Origin of the sequence: Bilifractor porci (genome assembly GCF_009696005.1) — a bacterium.
Lineage (GTDB): Bacteria > Bacillota > Clostridia > Lachnospirales > Lachnospiraceae > Bilifractor > Bilifractor porci.
In genome coordinates, this window is the sequence record NZ_VUMV01000001.1 from 1 (window position 1) to 20,794 (window position 20,794).

A 20,794-nucleotide genomic window follows, 5' to 3' on the forward strand; every position below is an offset into this window, starting at 1 on the left:
ACGACACAACATATACAACATTTTTTTTCAATGCTTGACAAGTTTTAAGCACAAAAAAAGTCGCATTTCTGCGGCTTGGAAGGCATTTGGTGTTACGTATTATTCAGTTACAACTGTTGAAAACCCGGATCTATGCCGCGCATGATCCGGAGGGACCCGGCGGAGGCGAAAATCTGTAAATGATAGGGCAAACCATATGAGGTGTCGGAAAACCAGAAAGCAGGCTGGCCTTTCTGTCGGAAAGATGCTATGATAATAGCACATTCACCAGTGTTATCATTTAAGTTATCATCTGATAAGAAGAAAAAAATATCATAATTGTATCTCTGATAGAGGCGTTTCAGGGCTGACCCCGCTATGCGGAAAAACGGCAGCTTCTGAAATACCTTTATTTTTGTTTCAGGCAGATGCAGGAAGAATGCTGAAAACTTGCAGAATGGGAGAGGCAGAAGGGGTGTTACATGGACTTTCTGAAATCTGATGTAAAAAAAATTTATAAGCGATATTTATTGCCGACGCTTGGCTCGGCGCTTGCAATGTCTATCTACAGCATTGTCGATACCATGGCGGTCGGACAGTATGCGGGACCTGTCGGTACGGCGGCCATTGCCGTTGTAAATCCGGTGTACGTGATTATGATTGTGATTGCCTTTCTGTGCGCAACGGGGGGAAGTGTAAGGTTTGGAAATACGATAGGTACCGGAGACGGGAAAAAGGCGAATGAATATTTTTCAGCTGCCCTGACTTTATGCTGTGTCATGACGCTGGCAGCCTGGGTTGTCTTCCGAATCTGGTACAGAGAAATATTTGCTTTCTTCGGAGCAAACGAGGAAGTTCTTCCCGCGGCGTCGGAATACGGCATCTGGATTATCCGGTTTTTCCCTGTTATTGTAGCGCCGGATTTTCTGGCTTCTTTTCTCCGCATGGACGGAGATCCGCACAGGGCTCTTGTCGCGGTAGTTGCGGGCGGAGGTGTCAATATGTTTCTGGACTGGCTGCTTGTTTTTCCAGTCGGTATGGGGGTTAAGGGAGCCGCTGTTGCCACAGTAATCGGAACTTCTGTCCAGTGCGTGATTATGCTTTCTCATTTCCGGACAGAGAAGAATCACCTGCATCTTGTGAAATTTTCCAATCCGGTAAAAATGATGGGAAAGATTGTCTCCACAGGCATTTCGGCGTCTGTACTGGATCTGGGCAATGTTTTTCTGTCATTTCTGATGAACAATCAAATTGTGAAGTATGGGGGGACTGCTGTTCTCGGTGTCTATGGCGTGATTAATACCATTGCTATTCTGTTCCAGGCTCTGTTTTCAGGTGTCGGGCAGACCATACAGCCGGGAGTTTCCATCAATTACGGAGCAGGAAATCACGGACGGGTTCTGGAGTTCCGGAAATATGCGGTCAGGACGGTCTTTTTCATGGGAGCTGCGTTTACTCTTCTGGGAGAACTGTTCCCGGTACAGATTGTGCGCCTTTTTATGAAAGCGACTCCGGAGGCGGAAGCGGTGGCGCCCGCGTTTATCAGAATTTATTTTATCAGTTTCCTGTTTCTCGGTTATCTTGTGGTTTCTATTTATTATCTGCAGTCTGTGCTGCAGCGGACGGCATCATCTGTAATAGCGGTCTGCCGGGCCTTTGTTTTCCCTGCGGCCTTTCTTCTGATACTGCCGTATTTTATGAAACTTACGGGTGTATATGCGGCAGTGCCGGCATCAGAGATCCTGCTTTTCCTATGCGCCGCTTCCTGGCAGCGAAGAAAGAAAAAATATAGGGCTGTTTCATGAATAGATGATACAATTAAGTAAAAACGTTGTTTGACCGGCATTCTGAACTTGTATTCATAAAGTTCAAAATGCCGGTTTTGTCTTTTATTCTTCTGAAAGGGTGAAGAAAAAATCCAGTGCCATATGATACTTATATCGACAGGATCATACCGGAAGAGGTTGAAGAAAGAAAAACGCAAGGGCACAAAGAGAAAACGAGATGCATTACAAATCATCCGCAGAGTATACCGCAGCATAGTTTACGAAACTCCTTATGAAACAGCCTAAGGACGAGTAAGTCGGTCGGGGATATGGTACAATGAAAAATGTTCTTGTCCATGGGTGAGCAGGCTCCGTGTGAGACAAGAACATTGCACCTGGACTTAAATAATAATAAACAAGACGGGAATGGGGTAAGAAGAAGCTATGAATTTACGCGGAAGTAGGAGACTCCGTTACAGAAGAGGTTCTATCGCGGCGATTATCGCTGTTTGCATTGCGGCTGCGGTTATTTCAGCCGCGGTTGGCGCTTGCCGGAGCGAAAAAACCGCAGAGATCACGAAGGGAGTGGAATTCCTGAAAGCACAGGAGAGTAAAGATCCGATAGCGGTCGAGCAGGTTCTGACCGAGCAGAAGAAGGAAAAAATGCAGGCAGAACGTGCGGAGATGCAGAAGAAGCTGGAGGATGGAACGATTAACGTGTGGAGCCTGTTTGGAGATTCTGTGATTATGGGGGATTCCAGAGCGGTTGGATTCTACACCTATGAATTTCTTCCACAGTCCCGTGTTCTGGCAGAGGGCGGAAATACGATCGCCAATATTCTGGATCATGAAGATGAGCTGATACAGCTGAATCCGACATCACTCTTCCTTTGCTATGGTCTGAATGATACCTCTAGCGGGTTTTGGAACACAAAGGAAGATTATGTAAATGATTACGCGTCGATCCTGGACGAGCTGCATCAGAAGCTTCCGAATACATCCATTTTTGTTAATTCCATCATCCCGGCGCAGCAGCCGGCGATTGACACCACACCGGCGTGGGGCAATATTCCGGAATGGAGCGAGGCAGTCCACAAAATTGTTGAGGAAAAAGGCTTTGGATGGGTCAGTGTCGACGATCTTGTCAGTGAACATCAGGATCTCTATGAGCCGGATTCCATTCATGTTAAAAAGGAGTTCTATCCTCTGTGGGCGACGCAGATGATGCTGAGCGTCTATGATGAACAGCAAGCGGGAGGAGAGGGGGAAGAATCAGCATCCTCCTCCGGGAGCAATCCGGAGGCTTCTTCGGAGAGCGCAACCGGCACATCGTCGGAGAATGTCTTTTCTTCTTCCGGGGAGAACGGCACTGCTTCCTGAACAGTTACTAAAAATAAAAGGAATTCGGTACAGATATGAAGACAAAGAGTATGAGACTGACAGCTCTGGAGATCGTCAAATGGATCCTCGTGGCATTGATCGCGTTGTTCCTGGTTCATTCTTTCACGGGAAACCGGATCAGTAAGGCAGATTTTGATACGGTGTGGGACGCTGTGTCGGCGGACGCGGACATGTCCAAGATGCAGGAGGGATCAAACCAGATGATCCGGCGGCTGTACGGACTGGATCCGGCACAGTTTGACGGAATCCGGCTTTATTATCCGAAGACAAACATGGGCGCCGAGGAAATCCTTCTGGTCAAGATGAAAGACACGAAGGATCAGGAAACGGTGCAGAGTGCCATGGAGTCGAGAAAAAAGACACAGATGAACAATTTTAACGGTTACGGAACGTATCAGTACGCCATGCTTGAGAAAAGCGTCATTTCCATCCGGGGAAATTACGCGCTGTTTGTTTCTGCGGACAACGCGGCAGCGATTGATCAGGCGTTTGAAAACGCTCTGTAAGAGGGAGACCGTGGTATGACTTTCAGCACACTGGGCTTTATTTTTATATTTCTTCCGATTTCACTTCTTGTATATCATCTGATACCGGCGCGGAAGAGCGTCTGGCGCAAGGCGGCGCTCCTGATCTTCAGCGTTTTGTTCTATGTGTGGGGGGATGCGCCGAGCTTTGTGGTTCTCCTGATATCGGTGTTGTTTCATTACGTCTCGGGACAGCAGATTCGGATGCTCTCCACAGAAGGACAGGAGGGAATGCGCCGAAAGGCTGCTGTCATCACAACAGCGGCCGTGGACGTCGCGGTGCTCGGTATCTTCAAATACAGCCGTCTTGATCTTCCGGTGGGAATCTCTTTCTACACATTCTCAGCCCTTTCTTATATCTTTGATATTTATTATGGCAGGGTAGAGGATGATGGAAATATCCTGAATGAGATGCTGTATATTCTGTTTTTCCCGAAGCTGATCTCCGGACCGATCATGCAATATAAGGATTTTCACGAGCAGCTTGTGCAGAATACGGCAAAAAACAGATATTTTGCCTCGGGTATGCATCTGTTTATCATCGGATTGTTCAAAAAGGTGCTGATTGCCGATAATCTGAGCACAGCCTTTCATCAGATCAGCAGTCTCAGCCAGATGGCCGGACTGACGGCGTGGCTGGGGATGATTTTTTACTCACTGGAGCTATATTTTGATTTCAGCGGGTATTCTGATATGGCGATAGGCCTCGCCGGAATGTTCGGCTTCCGGATAGAGAAGAACTTTCATTACCCCTACCTGTCCGACGGCGTCACGGACTTTTGGAGAAGATGGCACATATCACTGGGCGCCTGGTTTCGGGATTATGTATATATCCCGATGGGCGGCAACCGCTGTTCCCGTGAAAAACAGTTCCGGAATCTCGCGGTTGTCTGGATTCTGACGGGACTCTGGCACGGCAATACCCTGAACTTTTTGTTCTGGGGAATCTACCACGGCTTTTTTGTTATTCTGGAAAAATTTGCGATCGGGCAGAAGCGGCTGTCGATTCCGAAATGGGCCCGGATTCTCCTGACGGATTTGATCGCATTTGTCGGATGGATCTTTTTCTTCACACCTTCCATCGGAGCGGCGTTCCGGTATATTGGACAGATGTTCGGGGCGGACGGGCTTGGTTTTGCGAATAGCGCGAGTGTGTATTACCTGACGAACAATCTGGTTCTTCTGATTCTTGCGGTGATCTGCTGCGGGCCGCTTCTGACAAAGCTTCATGATGCTCTGGTATACAGAGGCGGAAAGAACATGATATACGCTTCGGTGGTTCTTCATGTGGTGCTGCTGATATTCTGTGTAGCCAATATGGTCGGAGCCACATACTCAACATTCCTGTATTTCAGATTCTGAGAGGTGGGAGACAAATGACGGATAACAGCGAGAATAATAGCAAAAGAAGAAGCAGGGCATTCGTCTATCCGGATGATCTGCCCTCCCGTATGAAGACCAGGCCGGACGGAACCGGCAGCAATACCGGGAAGGCGGCAGCGGGAAGTGATCGGAATACGGCAGCCGGCAGACGGAGTACATCGGAAAACGGACGACGGAGAACGGCGGACGGAGCGGCGGGCAGCCGTGGGAGTACAGCGGCCGGCAGACGGGGTACATCGGAAAGCGGAAAACGTAGAACGACAGCCGGAGCGGCGGAGAGGCGTGAGGGCATCGCGGACAGAGAAAAGTCTGAGGCGTTCAGGAGAATATCGAGCCTCGTGCCAAAGAAACGAAAATTCAGGAAAGGCAAGAAAAAAGAGTATTTCTATGATCTGCTTACCCGGATCTTCCTTGGGGCTGTGACGGTCATTTTTATCCTGAATCTGATTGTGCCGAGCAGAGAATTTTCGCCGGATGAGAACAGAAACCTTGCACAGCGGCCGAAAATCTCCGCTACGTCCCTTACAAACGGAGATTTTTTCAGAGATTTTAACAGCTATGTGTCGGATCAGTTTGCGGGGCGGGATATGTGGATGAATATACGTTCTCTGGGTACGACGATCCTTGGAAATCGGGAATCGGAGAATGTGTATTTCGGAAAGGATAGTTATCTTCTTTCCAAACCGGTGGTTCCGGATGAGAAGACGGTTTCTGCAACGGAGACGGCCATCAATGGGTTTGCCGACAGACACAGCGATCTGAACATGAATCTTCTGATGGTGCCGGACGCGGCAAGCATACTCACGGACAAGCTTCCTCGGAATGCACCGGTTGAGGATCAAATCTCGGATATACGTGACTTTGAAAACAGCTTGGACAGCAATATCCAGAGGATAGATGCTATCAGCATGATGCAGAAAAACAAAGGGCAGAAAATTTACTACAAGACGGATCATCACTGGACCAGTATGGGCGCGTATGAGGTCTTTCTCGGAGCCGCAAATCAGCTGGGGATTGAAGCTCCGATTACCGACAATACGGTCTACACCGTTTCGGATTCCTTTCAGGGTACGTTGGCATCGAGAAGCGGCAGACATACCAGCCGGGATTCGGTTGAAATTTACCACCCGGACGGAACGGACGTAGATTATATTGTGACTTATCCCGATACGGGAAAGAAGAGCACATCCATGTTCATGAGTGAAAAGCTGACGGAGAAGGATCAGTACCAGGTGTTCTTTGGCGGGAATCACCCTCTGGTGGAGATCCGGACGACCGCGAATAACGGCAGAAATCTTCTGGTATTCAAGGACTCTTACGCAAACAGCTTCATACAGTTTCTTTACCCGTATTTTCAGAACATCATCATGGTGGATCCCAGATATTACTATGATGATATCGAGACATCCATTACATCCTACGGGATCACCGATGTACTGTTTTTGTACAGTGCAGATACTCTGCTTGCAGATACGAATCTGGCGGATACCCTGAATGCAGCTTCTGTTTCCGAACAGGCAGCGGACAATGGAACGGGCAGCGGAGATAACGGGACGGGTGGAACGGAGAGCGTAAACGGTTCCTCCGCTGCGTCTTCTTCTCTAGAGACATGAGCGACTCATCGACGATAACGTGGTGAATACTTCTATATGCACTTGCGTGTCCCAAACCGATTCTTCACAAATCGAGAGCATCGGCTGACGTATCAGACCGTTTACAGGTCGGTGCGCCATCCTTTTGGGCAGCTTTTATCTGCAGATGATCTTTTGCGATTTCTTAGATTCTGCTACAATAAGAGTCGATATCCGGAACCGGAGACGGAAGGGTTCCGGCATCGGCTGACTGAATGAAATTTGAATGTTAGGAGGAGTTATTGTGCAGAGCGCTCCGGGGGAGCTTTGCGGATAAAAGAGAATGAAGCTGAAATGCAGCCAGAAACTGATTTTATTCTTACTGGGCGCGGGACTTCTGGTTTTTCTGGTTCTGAATTTCCTGAATAAAACGGGAGCAGCTTGATGAGAGCGCGCAGAAACAGCAGATGGTGACAGATCCGATTACCGGACTGGCTAATTCCCGCGGAATCATGGAAAGCATGACCAGCTATCTGGAGGAACTCTGGAGAAGAAACATCAATTTTGTTATCATGCAGGTTTTTGTCCGCGAGTATGAATTTTTCCGCAAAACCTGCGGAGAAGAAGCGGGAGATGAGCTGCTGCGAAGAATCGGCCGGGTGCTGGAAGAAATTTTCGGAAATAACGCGGTCATCGGAAGAATCACGGAAAGCCAGTTTTTCATTTTGATGCAGTATCAGAAAAAGGGCGCGGCTGAGGAAGCCGCCGATCAGATCAACCGTAAGATTCAGGAAATTCACGAGGTAGGAGAGTGGCGGCCATCCTGCACGGCGCAGGTTATGTTTGCTTACGCGACTGCGGACACCATCAGCGAGAAGATGTATTCCGAGATGATACATAAGGTGATGATGGAACTGAACGAAAAAGAGGAAAATGATCCGGAACAGGAATCGGACAGAAAGGCAGGGAAATAATATGAACAGAGGAAACGGTGCGGAAGTCATTGCGCAGGGACAGACGGCTCTTGGCATTGAGCTTGGCTCTACCAGAATTAAGTCTGTGCTCACAGATTATTCGGGAAGGGTTCTGGCGGTCGGATTTTATGATTGGGAAAACTCCCTGATAAACGGGGTCTGGACGTACAGCCTGGAGGATATTCACGCAGGCCTGCGGGGAAGCTATTCATCTCTGCGGGAAGAAGTGAACAAAAAGTACGGTGTTGCGCTGAAAAGGACGGGAGCGATCGGCATCAGTGCCATGATGCACGGATATATGGCTCTGGATAAGGATGGCAGACAGCTTGCGCCTTTCCAGACATGGCGGAATACTAATACACAGCAGGCGGCGGATGAACTGACAGAGTTGTTCCGGTTTAATATACCGCTCCGCTGGAGTATCGCGCATCTGTACCAGAGAATTCTGGACGGTGAAGAACTTGTGAAAAAGCTGGATTATGTCGTGACACTTTCCGGTTATATTCACAGGCTCCTGACGGGAGAACGGGTGCTTGGAATCGGTGATGCGGCGGGAATGTTCCCTATTGACTCTGAGAAGCGGGATTATGACCAGCGGATGGTCGAGCAGTTTGACCGGCTGATTGAGAAATACCATTTTTCCTGGAAGCTTCGTGATATTTTCCCGAAAGTACTGTCCGCGGGAGAGCAGGCAGGCTTTCTGACGGAGGAAGGTGCCGCTTTTCTGGATGAGAGCGGACAGCTGGAAGCGGGAATTCCGCTCTGTCCTCCGGAGGGTGATGCCGGAACCGGAATGGTTGCCACCAATTCTGTTGCTGTCCGTACGGGAAATGTATCTGCCGGTACCAGTACATTTGCCATGATTGTTCTGGAAAAGCCGCTGCGGAAGCTGCACAGGGAGATTGATATGGTAACGACGCCGACAGGCTATCCCTGCGCCATGTCTCACGCAAACAACGGGACGTCTGACCTGAATGCCTGGATTGGTATTTTCAGAGAGTTCTGTGAGCTGATGGGGATCCAGGCGGACACCGGAGAACTTTTTCAGAAGCTTTACGCCCATTCCCTGGAAGGAGACCCGGACTGTGGAGGCCTGATGGCATACGGGTATTATTCCGGTGAAAATGTGACAATGATCAATGAGGGCAGGCTTGCCTTTTTGCGGACACCTTCCAGCAGGTTTAATCTGGCAAATTTCATGAGAGTGAACCTTTATACCTCTCTGGGTGCGGTGAAGCTAGGCATGGATATTCTGATGAAAGATGAGGAAGTGAAAATAGACAGACTTACCGGGCACGGCGGACTTTTTAAGACGAAGGGGGTTGCGCAGAGATACCTGTCCGCTTCGGTCAATGCTCCTGTTACCGTTATGGATACGGCAAATGAGGGAGGAGCCTGGGGAATTGCTCTCCTTGCCGCGTTCCTGGCGGACGGAAAAGGAATGACGCTGGAAGAATATCTGGACAAGAGGATATTTTCCGGAGTGCACGGGACCACTGTCATGGCGGCTCCGGAGGAAGTGCAGGGCTACGAAATTTTCACAGAGCGCTACAAAAAGGGGCTTGCCGTGGAGAAGGCCGCAATCCGCGCGATGGATTGGAAGTAACATAAATAATGCGGTGATCAATCTTGACACTCCCTGCGGAAAACAGTAGCATATCTTCTGCAGGGAGAGTTCAGGGGAAGATTGATAAGGGGAGAGTCATGCAATTTTCCAGTTTGTTTTTTATCGCGGTATTTCTGCCGGTTTATCTGACAGTCTATATTTGTGCGCCCGAAATTCAGAAAAAAAACCGGGCGCTTCTGCTTGCCTCGCTGATTTTTTATGCATTCGGGGGCATTCAGTATCTGTTCTTGCTTCTTATCATGACTGCAGTCGGATGGATCATGGGAATCCGCATGACGCAGAATGAGAGGTTTCCTATGAGAAAGAAGCTGGACTTAATCCTGTCCGTTGCTGTCTTTCTTTCTGTCCTCGGAATTTTCAAATATTCCGGCTTTTTCGGGACAAGCCTGAATCAGCTTTTTCATACAAATATAAAAGTACTTAAGGTGGCAATGCCGCTTGGGATCTCTTTCTATACCTTCAAGCTGATTTCCTATATTGCCGATGTTTACACAGGAAAGATCGGCGCGGAGAATAAATACGCGAATCTGCTGCTGTACACGGCCTGCTTCCATCATGTCCTGCAGGGACCGATTATCCGGTATGGAGATCTGCTTCCACAGATTACGGAGAGAAACTGCAGCTGGCAGTCTCTGTCCGCGGGAATCTGGCGATTCTGCATCGGGCTGTCTAAAAAAACACTTTTGGCGGATCACTGCGGAGAGCTTGCAGATAACCTTCTGCCTCTTGGCGGATCGGTTTCGGCTATGCCTGTAACGGGAATCTGGCTAGGATCTGTCTGCTTTACGCTGCAGATGTACCTGGATTTTTCCGCCTATACAGATATGGCAATCGGCCTCGGACAGATGGCGGGGTTCCGCTACATGGAAAACTTTAATTACCCTTATCTTGCTGATTCGGTCAAGGATTTCTGGAGAAGATGGCATATTTCGCTGAGCACCTTTTTCCGGGACTATGTTTATATTCCTCTCGGCGGGAACAGAAAGGGAGAGAAGCGGACCGTTCTGAATCTGCTCGCTGTTTGGGCTCTTACGGGACTGTGGCATGGGGCCAGCTGGAATTTTGTCCTCTGGGGTCTCTTTTATTTTGCGTTTCTGCTTTTAGAGAGGTATCTGACCAGAAAGGGCATGTTTCAATGGAACCCGGTTCTGAAGCATGTGTATGCTATTTTTGTTTTTAATCTGGGTTGGATCTTTTTCCGTTTTTCGGATTTCGGGCAGCTGGGCGCGGCGCTGAAGGGCTTTTTCGGAATTACTTCTGCCGGGTTTTCCTCTTCCGCGGTAGCAATCAGTTTTGAGAATAATATCTTTTTCCTGATTTTCAGTATTCTGGCATGCACGCCGGTTTTCCGGATGCTGGGGAGAAGGCTTCGCTGGCTGTTTCAGGAAAGACGTTGGAATAAAGGGATTATTTTCGGAACAAAAACGGTTCTCGCGATTCTGCTGTTGGCGCTTTCAGTCATCGCACTGACCGGAAGCTCCTTCCGTCCGTTTTTGTACAATCAGTTTTAATCTTTGGTGAGGCGCGGAAAATTGAAAAAAGAATCTATTACAGAATATATGGATGAGTCCAAGGATAAGAGAGCCAAATGGAGCAGACTGCGGACCGCCGCTTTTCTTGTGGCTCTTGGTATTCTCTTTGTGATCGGACTCTGCTTCTGGGCACGGCCGAAAACATCCGAGGCGGAAAAAAGAGAGCTGGACAAATTTCCTGCGCTTTCACTGTCCGGGCTGATGGACGGTTCCTTCTTCTCCGGCGTGGTTTCCTGGTACGGAGATACCTATCCGGTCCGGGAGGGGATGATAAAGGCGCAGAATTCACTGGAAAATTCATATGGAATCCAGCGCTCTGCTATTTACGGGACTGCAGCCGGCACGGCGGATGAAATTCCGAAGGATGAGTCCGGCGCGGCTCCTACCATCACCCCGGCTCCCACTGCCGCTGCGTCGGCGTCGGATTCTTCTTCGGGAACAGAAACAGTAAAAGCTTCTTCCCAGGATGACGGAAATGCCGTTTCTTCTTCCTCCGGCTCAGAAAATACCGGAGATCAAAACGGAGAAGGGGCGGGGACCATTCATGATGTTCCAGAATCCATGGGAACCGTTTATGTGGCGGACGGCATGGGGTTTGAGCTCTACTATTTCAGCCAGGAGAACGCGGATACCTATGCTTCCATGCTGAATACGGTCAGCACAAAGCTGGACAGCAGCGTGAACATTTATGATATGATTGTTCCAAACAGCTTCGGAGTCAATCTGGATGACGATGCCCAGGCGGCACTGGGTGCATCTAACCAGAAGGATGCGATCAATTATGTTTACAGCAGACTGGATTCGGGAATAAAGTCGGTTCCGGTTTTTGATACGCTGCGGAGTCACAACGGAGAGTATCTTTATTTCCGGACGGATCACCACTGGACGGCGACAGGAGCCTGGTACGCGTACCAGGAGTTCTGCAGCAAAAAAGGAATAGAGCCTCATGGCCTGGACTATTTTACGGAAGAACAGTTCCCCGGCTTCCTCGGCACCTTTTATACATACAGTAACAGAGCACAGTCTCTGGCGGATAATCCGGATACGGTTTACGCCTATGTGCCGAAGGGAACCAATGACATTACGATTACACAGCGGGACGGAAATGTTATTAACTGGAATATTGTCGCGGATGCCTCAGGATACGGGACAGAATCCAAATACATGTGCTTTATCGGGGGAGACAATCCTTATTCCGTAATCAGCAATCCGTCTGTTACAGACGGTTCATCCTGTGTTATCCTGAAAGAGTCCTATGGAAACTGCTTTGTTCCGTATCTGGTTGACCATTATCAGAATGTATATGTGATCGATTACCGCTACTACACCGGTGATCTGACATCGTTCATCAGGGATACTCATGTTTCGGATGTGATCTTCCTGAATAATGTGGAGGCTGTTACCGCGGACAGGGCAAACATGATGCTCGGCCTGTTTCCATAAGCCGGATTCCGGCTGCAGGACATCCCGGAGCGGGTCGGGATTTGGCAGAAAGGAGGACCTCCTGTGAATCTATACGAAGCTATTTTCTGCAGAAAGTCGGTAAGAACCTATACAAACGATGAGATTTCTCCGGAGGTTTTTGATGATTTTCGAAGACACTATCAGGAGATACCGGATTTGTTCGGCGGGATGGAGACGGATTTTACCATTCTGGATAACCGGAAGGGGCAGTACAAACTGCTGAGCCTGTTCAGCGTAAGGGCACCGTATTATATGGCGTTCTATTCCGAGGAGGGTCCACGCTACATGATGAATATGGGGTGCAGGATGGAACAGATGGTGCTTTATCTCTGCTCCAAAGGCTATGGAACCTGCTTCCTGGCAAGTACCCGCATCAGCCACAGCCTGCAGACAAAGGGAAATATGGTGCTGGCCGGGCTGATCGCTTTCGGCATCGCGAAAGGAAGCTGCTGCCGGAAAAAGGCGGAGGCGAAGAGACTGCCGCTGGAACAGCTCTGCGTCTACCGGGAGACACCCAGGGAATGGATGCGCCAGCTCCTGGAAGCCGCAAGGCTTTCTCCTTCTTCCATGAATATCCAGCCGTGGCGTTTTGTTGTATATGACAGCAAAATTCATATTTACACGAAGAAACATCCGGCGGAGGACATGAGCCGCTACCGTCTGGATGAACTGAATTTTGGCATCATGTTTGCCAATATGATGGTGGCCGCAGAGGAGCTGTGGCTGGATCTGGACCTGATTCGTCTGGAGGATATTTCCCAGAAGAACTATCCCAGAAGCCAGTATGTTTTAAGCGCGGTTCTTAAACTTTAACAGCTTTTCAGATAAAAGATTATTTGACCCGGAATGCAGCACAAAGCGTTTCGGGTTTTCTTAATTCTACCGTTTTACTCCGGTTAGCAGTTTGTATGATTGACACTTGCGGGTATCCTACAAACTGTTGGCATCTGTTGTGGAAAATGCCGGAAAGTACAGGAAAAAAAACAACCCCCTTGGCGGAACTGACAGTCGTTCTCTTGTAAAAAAAGGGGGCATCGTTTATAATTAGCATGTATAATTTGTAGTGTAATCAGGCTCTGTTAAAAAACAGACAAAGGAGTACAGCGATATGCATATGATTAAGGATGAAAACGGAAATCCTATCCCCCATGGAGCAGAGGAGCATCCGCACTGCCATCACCATGATCACTGCGACGCACAGCAGCATGCCGGGGCGGATGGCAAAAAGGACGAGACTCTGGCTCTTCTTACCTACATGATCCAGCACAATGAGCACCACGCGGCGGAAATTGACCAGATGGCCGCGGATCTGGAGAAAAAGGGCATGGAGGATGTGGCAAGGCAGATGCGCGAGGGCGTAACAGAATTCCAGAAGGGCAATATGCTGCTTAATCTTGCACTCACGCTCTATAAGGAACACCAGAAGGAGGCGTAAGACAATGTGTCTTGCAACTGTATATAAGGAAAGCGACAACACCGTCATTATGCAGAATGCTGCCAGGATCGACGTGGACGGAGATACGGTCACCATTACCGATATCATCGGCGACGAGACAAAAATCCAGGGCAGAATTCTTATGGTCGATCTGGCCAACAGTGTGGTCAAGTTGGTCTGTGACTGACAGACAGGAGGTATTTGATTTATGGCACATGTAATTGCGGTTGCCGGAAAGGGCGGAGTCGGAAAGACAACCCTGACGGGACTGCTTATCCAATATCTGGCGGAAACTGGAAAGGGACCGATTCTTGCGGTGGATGCGGACGCAAACTCAAATCTCAATGAGGTATTGGGTGTGGAGGCTCCTCCGACGCTGGGTGAGATCCGTGAGGAAATCAATCACGCGCAGGATCCGGGAAGTAATTTCCCGTCCGGTATGAGCAAGGCCGACTACGCAGAGTTCAAGCTGCAGGGAGCACTTGAAGAAGGGGATGATTATGACCTTCTTGTCATGGGACGCTCCCAGGGAAAGGGCTGCTACTGTTTTGTAAATGGTCTTCTCCAGACGGAACTGCAGAAGCTGCAGGGAGGCTACAAATATATCGTAGTCGATAATGAGGCTGGGATGGAGCACATCAGCCGGGGAATTCTGCCCAGCATGGAGACGGCTATTCTGGTGAGTGACTGCTCCCGCAGGGGCGTGCAGGCGGCCGGAAGAATCCGTGACCTGATTGCGGAGTGCAACATGCATCCGCAGAAGATCGGGCTGATTGTCAACAGGGCTCCGGACGGAAAGCTGAACCAGGGAACGAAAGACGAGATCGAAAAGGAAGGACTGGAGCTTCTGGGAGTTGTTCCTCACGATGAAACAGTTTATGAATTCGACTGCGACGGGAAGCCCACAATCCGGCTTCCGGAAGACTCCCCGGTAAGAAAGGCTCTGAAGGATATTATTACAAAGCTGGAGATTTGAAAGCTTCAGAGACTGTAAAAGCTTTTATTGTTTTTCGTTTTTATCATACAGATATCTTACAGGCACGGCCGGACCAATGCGGAGGGCCGGTCTGCTAAGAATATAGAGGCACTGGTACCGGCAGAGATGGGAAACCGGTACATGGACATTCAATTCACTTCATTTTCAATAATGAAAATAAATCTTAAGGAGGAAAAAGATGAGTGAATTCAAATTGATCCCAAATGAAGAGAACGAGGCGGCAACCGCCAGACTTCTTGAGACAGGCGCGAAGGTCGGCGCGGACGCGTATCAGTTCCGTGTAAAAAACCAGACCCCGCACTGCAAGTTCGGTGAGCAGGGTATCTGCTGCCGGATCTGCTCCATGGGACCCTGCAGGATTACGCCGAAGGCTCCGAGAGGCATCTGCGGCTGTGATGCCCACGGCATTGTAGGACGTAACTTCCTTCGCTTTGTAGCCGGCGGCGCCGCGACGCATTCCGATCACGGCCGCGCAATCTGCGAGACTCTTTACCATGCTTCCCCGGACGGCGCTTATCATGTAAAGGATCCTGACAAGCTGATCCGCATTGCCAAGGAGTGGGGGGTAGAGACCGAAGGCAAGGATATATATGACCTGGCTCATGAGATTGCCTATCTTGCGTTGGGCGAATACGGAAAAGTATTCGGCGTTCAGAATTGGCTCTCCCGTGCAGAGGCTCACACTCAGGAGCTCTGGAAAAAAGCAGACATCGAGCCGAGAGCGATTGACCGTGAGGTTTCCTGTTCTCTGCACATGACACACATGGGCAACTCCTCTCTTCCGGAGGCACTGATCCGTCAGTCCCTTCGTACTGGTCTGGCTGACGGCTGGGGCGGTTCCATGGCTGGCACCGAGTTCTCCGATGTTATGTTCGGAACCCCGAAGCCGATTGATACCACTGCCAATCTCGGCGTTATGAATGCCGAGAATGTAAACATTGTAGTACACGGACATGATCCGTCACTCTCCGAGCTGGTCTGCGATTACGCCGAGGATCCGGAGATGATTGCTCTTGCAAAGGAGCAGGGCGCGAAGGGCATTACTGTTTCCGGTGTCTGCTGTACTTCTAACGAGGTTGCTATGCGCCGCGGCATTCCGATGGCAGGGAACTTCCTGCAGCAGGAGAACGTTGTTCTGACCGGCGCATGCGAAGCTATTGTCGTAGATGTTCAGTGTATCTTCCCGGCTCTCGGACCTCTGTCCAAGTGCTTCCACACTAAGTTCATCACAACTTCTCCGATCTGCCGCATGCCTGATTCCGATTACATCGAGTTCAGCGTCGGAACAGCAGCAGAGAAGGCAAAACAGATTGTAAAGACTGCTGTTCTTAACTTTAAGAACAGAAAACCGGAACTGGTTCATATCCCGCAGCTGAAATCCAAAGCTACGGTCGGCTATTCTCTTGAGGCCATCAAGAAACAGCTGGATACCGTAACCAATTCCCAGGTAGATGAGACCGGCACACTGAAGCCTCTGGTAGACTGCATTACCTCCGGCGTTATCCGCGGTGCGGTTGCCATGGTCGGCTGCAACAATCCGAAGGTAAGACCGGACAGCGCTCATATCGGACTGATGAAGAAGCTGATTGCCAATGACATTCTTATCGTTGCTTCCGGATGTTCCGCACAGGCAGCTGCCCGTGTCGGCCTGATGGACAAAGCGGCAAAGGATCTTTGCGGCGACGGATTGAAGAGAGTCTGCGAGCTTGCAGATATTCCGCCCGTTCTGCACATGGGATCCTGCGTTGATATCAGCCGTATGATGGTTCTGGTTTCCGATCTTGCGAAGGACGCCGGATGCCATGTCTCCCAGCTTCCTGTTGTGGGCTGTGCACCGGAGTGGATGTCCGAGAAAGCCGTTTCCATCGGAAACTACGTAGTAGCTACCGGTATTGATACGTTCCTGGGCGTTGTTCCTCAGGTCAGCGGTTCCGATCAGGTGACAAATCTTCTTACTGGCGGAATCCGCGACTGGGTAGAGGCTGCGTATACCTTCGAGCCCGACATCGACAAGCTTGGTGATGAGATGATCGAGCGTATTGAAGAGAAGAGAACCGCTCTTGGTATTTAAAGGAAAACTCAGGAGTTTGTTTTATGAAAATTGCTGTTACCGGCAAGGGGGGCGTCGGAAAGACGACCCTCGCTGCCACCCTGGCGCGCATGTATGCAGATGAAGGGGCTCATGTACTTGCGGCGGATGTGGATCCGGACGCGAATCTGGGTCTGGCGCTCGGTTTCTCTGATGATGAGCTGGAAGATATTGTTCCTATCACACAGATGAGGGAGCTGATTCAGGAAAGAACCGGCGCGGACGATTTTAACAGGATCTATAAGCTGAATCCGAAGGTAGATGATATCCCCGACCGTTTTGCCAAGGAGAAAAACGGCGTAAAGCTGCTTCTCCTCGGAACTGTAGATACTGCGGGACGCGGCTGCGTATGCCCGGAGCACGTCATGTTGAAGAGGATTATCAGCCATCTGGTACTCCGTAGCGATGATGTGGTCATTCTGGACATGGAGGCCGGGCTGGAGCATCTTGCGAGAGGGACGACAAGCGGCATGGATCAGTTCATTGTCGTGATCGAACCGGGAGCGAGGAGCGTCCAGACGTATAAGAATGTAAAACGTCTGGCCAACCAGCTGGGGATTACTGATGTTAATGTTGTTGCCAACAAAGTCCGTGATCAGAAGGATGAGGATTTTATCCGCTCGAAGATTCCGGAGGAGAATCTTCTCGGATTTATTCATTACAATCCGGAGATCATGGATGCCGACCGGCAGGGCTGTTCTCCGTACGACTACAGCAAAAAGCTGATTGACGAAGTAGCAATCATTAAAAATAGAATAGATTCTATTAAAAAAAGAAAAGAAAACAAAACGGAGGTGTAACAAAATGACTTTACTTGATGTGATTTTCGCAGGTAATGACGCTGTTTACGGCCTGACCGAAAAAGCGATTGATGACGCAATCGCAAAATACGGCGAGGACAAGGCAGTTTCGTTCCCAAGCACCGCATACAGCCTTCCCTGTTATTATGCGGTAACTGGAACCAAGGTTACAAACCTGAAGGAGCTCAAGGAGGCTCTTGGTGTTGTAAAAACTCTGATGACCAGGGAGCCCAGGCTGCATGACGGATTTATGTCCGGTATTGCTACCGCACTCTGCGCGGAGTTCATCGAGGTTCTGAAATATATTGACAACCCGACTCCGTACGAAGCTCCCTGTGCCGGACATCTTCCGGATGCTGCGATTCGTGAGCTGGGTGTTCCGCTTGTTACCGGCGATATCCCCGGTGTTCCGGTTATTATCGGAAAGGCTCCGACGGCAGAAGAAGGCGCAGCGATCGTCAAAGAGTATCAGGCTCAGGGTCAGCTGGTAACTCTGGTCGGAGATATTATTGATCAGTGTGCTGAGCAGGGCGTTAAGATGGGAGCCAATGTCCGTGTCATTCCACTTGGAAAGGACATCACCGCTGTGATCCATGTTGTTTCTGTTGCCATTCGTGCGGCCCTGATCTTCGGAAATATTAAACCGGGTGACGCGGCAGGACTGATGGAATACACCAAGCAGCGTGTTCCGGCCTTTGTTGATGCTTTCGCACCGCTGAATGAGGTCATTGTTGCATGCGGTGCCGGCGCGATTGCTCTTGGATTCCCGGTTATTACAAATGAAGAGACATTCAGTGTTCCAAAGAGCCTGATTGTCCAGAAGGATGTTTCCAAATTTGTCGCAACTTCCAACGAGGCACGTGGCATTAAGATTAAGATCACAAAGATCGATATTCCGGTATCCTTCGGTTCCGCATTCGAGGGCGAGATCATTCGCCGCGGTGATATGCAGGTTGAGTTTGACGGCTCTCGCGTGGACTGTGTAGAGCTTGTACAGATGAAGGATCTTTCCGAGATCGAGGATCATAAGATCGAGCTGATCGGACCCGACATTGACGAGATGGAAGTGGGAAGCAAACAGCAGATTGCTTATGTTGTAGAAGTTGCCGGAAAGAGCATGCAGGCTGACTTCGAGCCTGTATTTGAGCGTAAATTCCACAGCTATCTGAACTGCATCGAGGGAATCATGCACACCGGACAGCGTGATATGATCCGCCTGCGTATCAGCAAGGAGGCTTATAACGCCGGCTTCCGTCTGAAACATATCGGAGAGGTTCTCTATGCGCAGATCAAGAATGAGTTCGACGCTGTTGTGGATAAGTGCCAGGTGAAGATTTACACCATTCCGGAGGACTGCACAAAGATCCGTCATGAGATTGCCGTACCGACATTCGATAAACGTGATGAGAGGCTGGCAACCATGACCGACGAGAAGGTTGACGTTTACTACAGCTGCATCATGTGCCAGGCATTCTCGCCCAGCCACGTATGTGTTGTTACGCCTGAGAGACTCGGACTCTGCGGAGCTGTTTCCTGGTTCGACGCAAAAGCTACTCATGAGCTGGATCCCAGCGGACCCTGCCAGGTTGTTACCAAGGAGAAACCGATTGATGAGAGAATCGGTGAGTACGAGGATGTAAACGAAGTTGTTAAGAAACTCTCTCAGGGTGCTCTGGAAGAGGTTTCCCTGTACTCCATCATGGAGAAGCCGATGACATCCTGCGGATGTTTTGAATGTATCTGCGGTATTGAGCCATTCTCCAATGGCGTCTGCATTGCCAACCGTGAGTATGCGGGAACCACTCCTCTGGGAATGACCTTCTCCGAGCTGGCTTCCATGACAGGCGGCGGTGTTCAGACACCTGGATTTATGGGACACGGCAAGCACTTTATCGCATCCAAGAAATTCATGAAGGCCGAAGGCGGAATCGGACGTATTGTATGGATGCCGAAGGAGCTGAAGGATCAGGTGGCGGACGCCCTGAACAAGACAGCGAAGGAGTTGTACGGAATTGACAACTTCACCGATATGATTGCGGATGAGACCGTTACCACCGACCCGGAGGAGCTGGTAGCATTCCTTACTGAAAAGGGACATCCTGCACTTAGCATGGATCCGATGATGTAAATATATCTTACAGATTAAAAATGACTGGTATGCCTGGCCATATCCTTTGATTTCATCTTGCACCGAAATGTGTTTTCGTGTAAAATTGCAAAGGATATGGTATCAGGCGTATACCTTTCTTTTCATGTGCTTCATAGTACTATATTTTTCAGGAGGAACAAGAAATGCCGTTTAATCGTAAAGCACACAAATTCAGCGCTTCCATTGGTACCGTTGAAATCGGTACCGGTGATAAAGCCATTAAACTTGGTGGTGAGAATGTAATGCCGTTCTACACCTTCGATGGCAGTATGGGTGACGGGCCGAAGGTCGGTGTGGAAATCACAGATCTTGGTCTGGACGCAGAACCGCAGGGTGTAAAGGATTACTATGCAGGATGCACTTCCTTTGCGGATATCGCAAAGAAGGCTGAGGCTATGCCCGGCGGAGATTTTGTAGTTCTGCGGCTTGCCGGTGGAGACCCGAACGGGGCAAATAAGTCCACTGAAGAGCTGGTAGCTATTGCAAAGGAAGTAAGTGACGCAATTTCCTGCCCGCTGGTAGTGGAAGGCAGCAAGAACGTAGAAAAAGATGCAGAGCTTCTGCCGAAGGTCGCTCAGGCTCTGGAAGGAAAGAATGTTCTGCTGATGTCCGCCAAGGAAGAAAACTACAAGGCAATCGGTGCCGCAGCCGCACTTGCTTACAACCAGAAGGTTGGCGCTGAGTCTGCTGTTGATATCAACCTTGCCAAGCAGCTGAATGTTGTTATGACTCAGCTCGGTGTGTCCGCGCAGAGCATCGTTATGAATACCGGTTCCGCAGCTGCAGGCTACGGCTTTGATTACACGATCTCTACCTTTGACCGTGTACGTGCCGCTGCACTGGGACAGGATGATAAGATGCTCCAGATGCCGATTATCACACCGGTAGCATCCGAGACATGGTCTGTGAAGGAATCCACTGCAGAGGAAAGCGATGCACCGGAATTCTGGGGTCCTGTTGAGGAAAGAGGAATCGCCATGGAAGTGGAGACCGCTGTAGCATGTCTGGTTTCCGCTTCTGATGCCGTTATTCTGAAACATCCGAAGTCTGTCGCAACCATTTCTGAGTTTATTAAATCTTTAATGTGATCGGTTAGAGGAGGA

General features: G+C 49.7%; 17 protein-coding genes. All 17 read left to right on the forward strand.

The window, feature by feature from the left end; all coding sequences use genetic code 11:
* Positions 1 to 461 precede the first annotated feature (461 nt).
* The 17 genes from FYJ60_RS00005 to acsD all read left to right on the forward strand — a co-directional run bounded on the left by FYJ60_RS00005 (position 462) and on the right by acsD (position 20,779).
* Positions 462 to 1,784 carry an MATE family efflux transporter gene (locus FYJ60_RS00005; RefSeq protein WP_154456544.1) on the forward strand — a complete coding sequence of 441 codons (1,323 nt, stop codon included), beginning with the start codon at positions 462 to 464 and terminating at the stop codon, positions 1,782 to 1,784.
* Positions 1,785 to 2,189: 405 nt separating this feature from the next.
* The gene (locus tag FYJ60_RS00010; protein ID WP_154456545.1) at positions 2,190 to 3,125 is read left to right on the forward strand and encodes an SGNH/GDSL hydrolase family protein; all 936 of its coding nucleotides are present in this window, start codon (positions 2,190 to 2,192) and stop codon (positions 3,123 to 3,125) included.
* 35 nt (positions 3,126 to 3,160) lie between these two features.
* Complete coding sequence (locus FYJ60_RS00015; RefSeq protein ID WP_154456546.1) at positions 3,161 to 3,652, forward strand: DUF4358 domain-containing protein; 492 nt, start codon at positions 3,161 to 3,163, stop codon at positions 3,650 to 3,652.
* Between the two features lie 15 nt (positions 3,653 to 3,667).
* Positions 3,668 to 5,032 (forward strand): MBOAT family O-acyltransferase, encoded by a 1,365-nt coding sequence (locus FYJ60_RS00020; protein WP_154456547.1) that lies wholly within the window; start codon positions 3,668 to 3,670, stop codon positions 5,030 to 5,032.
* 14 nt (positions 5,033 to 5,046) lie between these two features.
* Complete coding sequence (locus FYJ60_RS00025) at positions 5,047 to 6,666, forward strand: DHHW family protein (protein WP_154456548.1); 1,620 nt, start codon at positions 5,047 to 5,049, stop codon at positions 6,664 to 6,666.
* Positions 6,667 to 7,091: 425 nt separating this feature from the next.
* Positions 7,092 to 7,598, forward strand: a complete 507-nt coding sequence (locus FYJ60_RS00030) for a diguanylate cyclase domain-containing protein (RefSeq protein WP_154456549.1) — start codon at positions 7,092 to 7,094, stop codon at positions 7,596 to 7,598.
* A 1-nt stretch (position 7,599) separates the two neighbouring features.
* Entirely contained in the window at positions 7,600 to 9,204 is a 1,605-nt protein-coding gene (locus FYJ60_RS00035; RefSeq protein ID WP_154456550.1) for a xylulokinase, read from the forward strand.
* 98 nt (positions 9,205 to 9,302) lie between these two features.
* Positions 9,303 to 10,736 (forward strand): MBOAT family O-acyltransferase, encoded by a 1,434-nt coding sequence (locus FYJ60_RS00040; protein WP_154456551.1) that lies wholly within the window; start codon positions 9,303 to 9,305, stop codon positions 10,734 to 10,736.
* Positions 10,737 to 10,757: 21 nt separating this feature from the next.
* On the forward strand, positions 10,758 to 12,200 hold the full coding sequence (locus tag FYJ60_RS00045; RefSeq protein WP_154456552.1) for a DHHW family protein: 1,443 nt from the start codon (positions 10,758 to 10,760) through the stop codon (positions 12,198 to 12,200).
* 63 nt (positions 12,201 to 12,263) lie between these two features.
* A complete protein-coding gene (locus FYJ60_RS00050) occupies positions 12,264 to 13,034 on the forward strand; it encodes a nitroreductase family protein (protein WP_330579055.1) in 771 nt (256 codons plus the stop codon).
* 295 nt (positions 13,035 to 13,329) lie between these two features.
* Positions 13,330 to 13,656: a cobalt transporter gene (locus FYJ60_RS00055; protein WP_154456554.1), complete on the forward strand. Its 327-nt coding sequence runs from the start codon at positions 13,330 to 13,332 to the stop codon at positions 13,654 to 13,656.
* Between the two features lie 4 nt (positions 13,657 to 13,660).
* Positions 13,661 to 13,843: a CooT family nickel-binding protein gene (locus tag FYJ60_RS00060; protein ID WP_154456555.1), complete on the forward strand. Its 183-nt coding sequence runs from the start codon at positions 13,661 to 13,663 to the stop codon at positions 13,841 to 13,843.
* Positions 13,844 to 13,864: 21 nt separating this feature from the next.
* Complete coding sequence (locus FYJ60_RS00065) at positions 13,865 to 14,632, forward strand: ATP-binding protein (RefSeq protein WP_154456556.1); 768 nt, start codon at positions 13,865 to 13,867, stop codon at positions 14,630 to 14,632.
* 199 nt (positions 14,633 to 14,831) lie between these two features.
* Entirely contained in the window at positions 14,832 to 16,724 is a 1,893-nt protein-coding gene (gene cooS, locus FYJ60_RS00070) for an anaerobic carbon-monoxide dehydrogenase catalytic subunit (RefSeq protein ID WP_154456557.1), read from the forward strand.
* Between the two features lie 23 nt (positions 16,725 to 16,747).
* Positions 16,748 to 17,542: an ATP-binding protein gene (locus FYJ60_RS00075; RefSeq protein ID WP_154456558.1), complete on the forward strand. Its 795-nt coding sequence runs from the start codon at positions 16,748 to 16,750 to the stop codon at positions 17,540 to 17,542.
* A gap of 4 nt (positions 17,543 to 17,546) precedes the next feature.
* Entirely contained in the window at positions 17,547 to 19,670 is a 2,124-nt protein-coding gene (gene acsB / locus FYJ60_RS00080) for an acetyl-CoA decarbonylase/synthase complex subunit alpha/beta (protein ID WP_154456559.1), read from the forward strand.
* 164 nt (positions 19,671 to 19,834) lie between these two features.
* Positions 19,835 to 20,779, forward strand: coding sequence for an acetyl-CoA decarbonylase/synthase complex subunit delta (gene acsD, locus FYJ60_RS00085; RefSeq protein WP_154456560.1), 945 nt, complete (start codon positions 19,835 to 19,837; stop codon positions 20,777 to 20,779).
* Positions 20,780 to 20,794 lie beyond the last annotated feature (15 nt).

Coding starts and splice junctions, on each gene's coding strand:
- FYJ60_RS00005 (WP_154456544.1), top strand. CDS start 462: ATGGACTTTCTGAAATCTGATGTAAAAAAAATTTATAAGCGATATTTA.
- FYJ60_RS00010 (WP_154456545.1), top strand. CDS start 2,190: ATGAATTTACGCGGAAGTAGGAGACTCCGTTACAGAAGAGGTTCTATC.
- FYJ60_RS00015 (WP_154456546.1), top strand. CDS start 3,161: ATGAAGACAAAGAGTATGAGACTGACAGCTCTGGAGATCGTCAAATGG.
- FYJ60_RS00020 (WP_154456547.1), top strand. CDS start 3,668: ATGACTTTCAGCACACTGGGCTTTATTTTTATATTTCTTCCGATTTCA.
- FYJ60_RS00025 (WP_154456548.1), top strand. CDS start 5,047: ATGACGGATAACAGCGAGAATAATAGCAAAAGAAGAAGCAGGGCATTC.
- FYJ60_RS00030 (WP_154456549.1), top strand. CDS start 7,092: ATGGTGACAGATCCGATTACCGGACTGGCTAATTCCCGCGGAATCATG.
- FYJ60_RS00035 (WP_154456550.1), top strand. CDS start 7,600: ATGAACAGAGGAAACGGTGCGGAAGTCATTGCGCAGGGACAGACGGCT.
- FYJ60_RS00040 (WP_154456551.1), top strand. CDS start 9,303: ATGCAATTTTCCAGTTTGTTTTTTATCGCGGTATTTCTGCCGGTTTAT.
- FYJ60_RS00055 (WP_154456554.1), top strand. CDS start 13,330: ATGCATATGATTAAGGATGAAAACGGAAATCCTATCCCCCATGGAGCA.
- FYJ60_RS00060 (WP_154456555.1), top strand. CDS start 13,661: ATGTGTCTTGCAACTGTATATAAGGAAAGCGACAACACCGTCATTATG.
- FYJ60_RS00065 (WP_154456556.1), top strand. CDS start 13,865: ATGGCACATGTAATTGCGGTTGCCGGAAAGGGCGGAGTCGGAAAGACA.
- cooS (WP_154456557.1), top strand. CDS start 14,832: ATGAGTGAATTCAAATTGATCCCAAATGAAGAGAACGAGGCGGCAACC.
- FYJ60_RS00075 (WP_154456558.1), top strand. CDS start 16,748: ATGAAAATTGCTGTTACCGGCAAGGGGGGCGTCGGAAAGACGACCCTC.
- acsB (WP_154456559.1), top strand. CDS start 17,547: ATGACTTTACTTGATGTGATTTTCGCAGGTAATGACGCTGTTTACGGC.
- acsD (WP_154456560.1), top strand. CDS start 19,835: ATGCCGTTTAATCGTAAAGCACACAAATTCAGCGCTTCCATTGGTACC.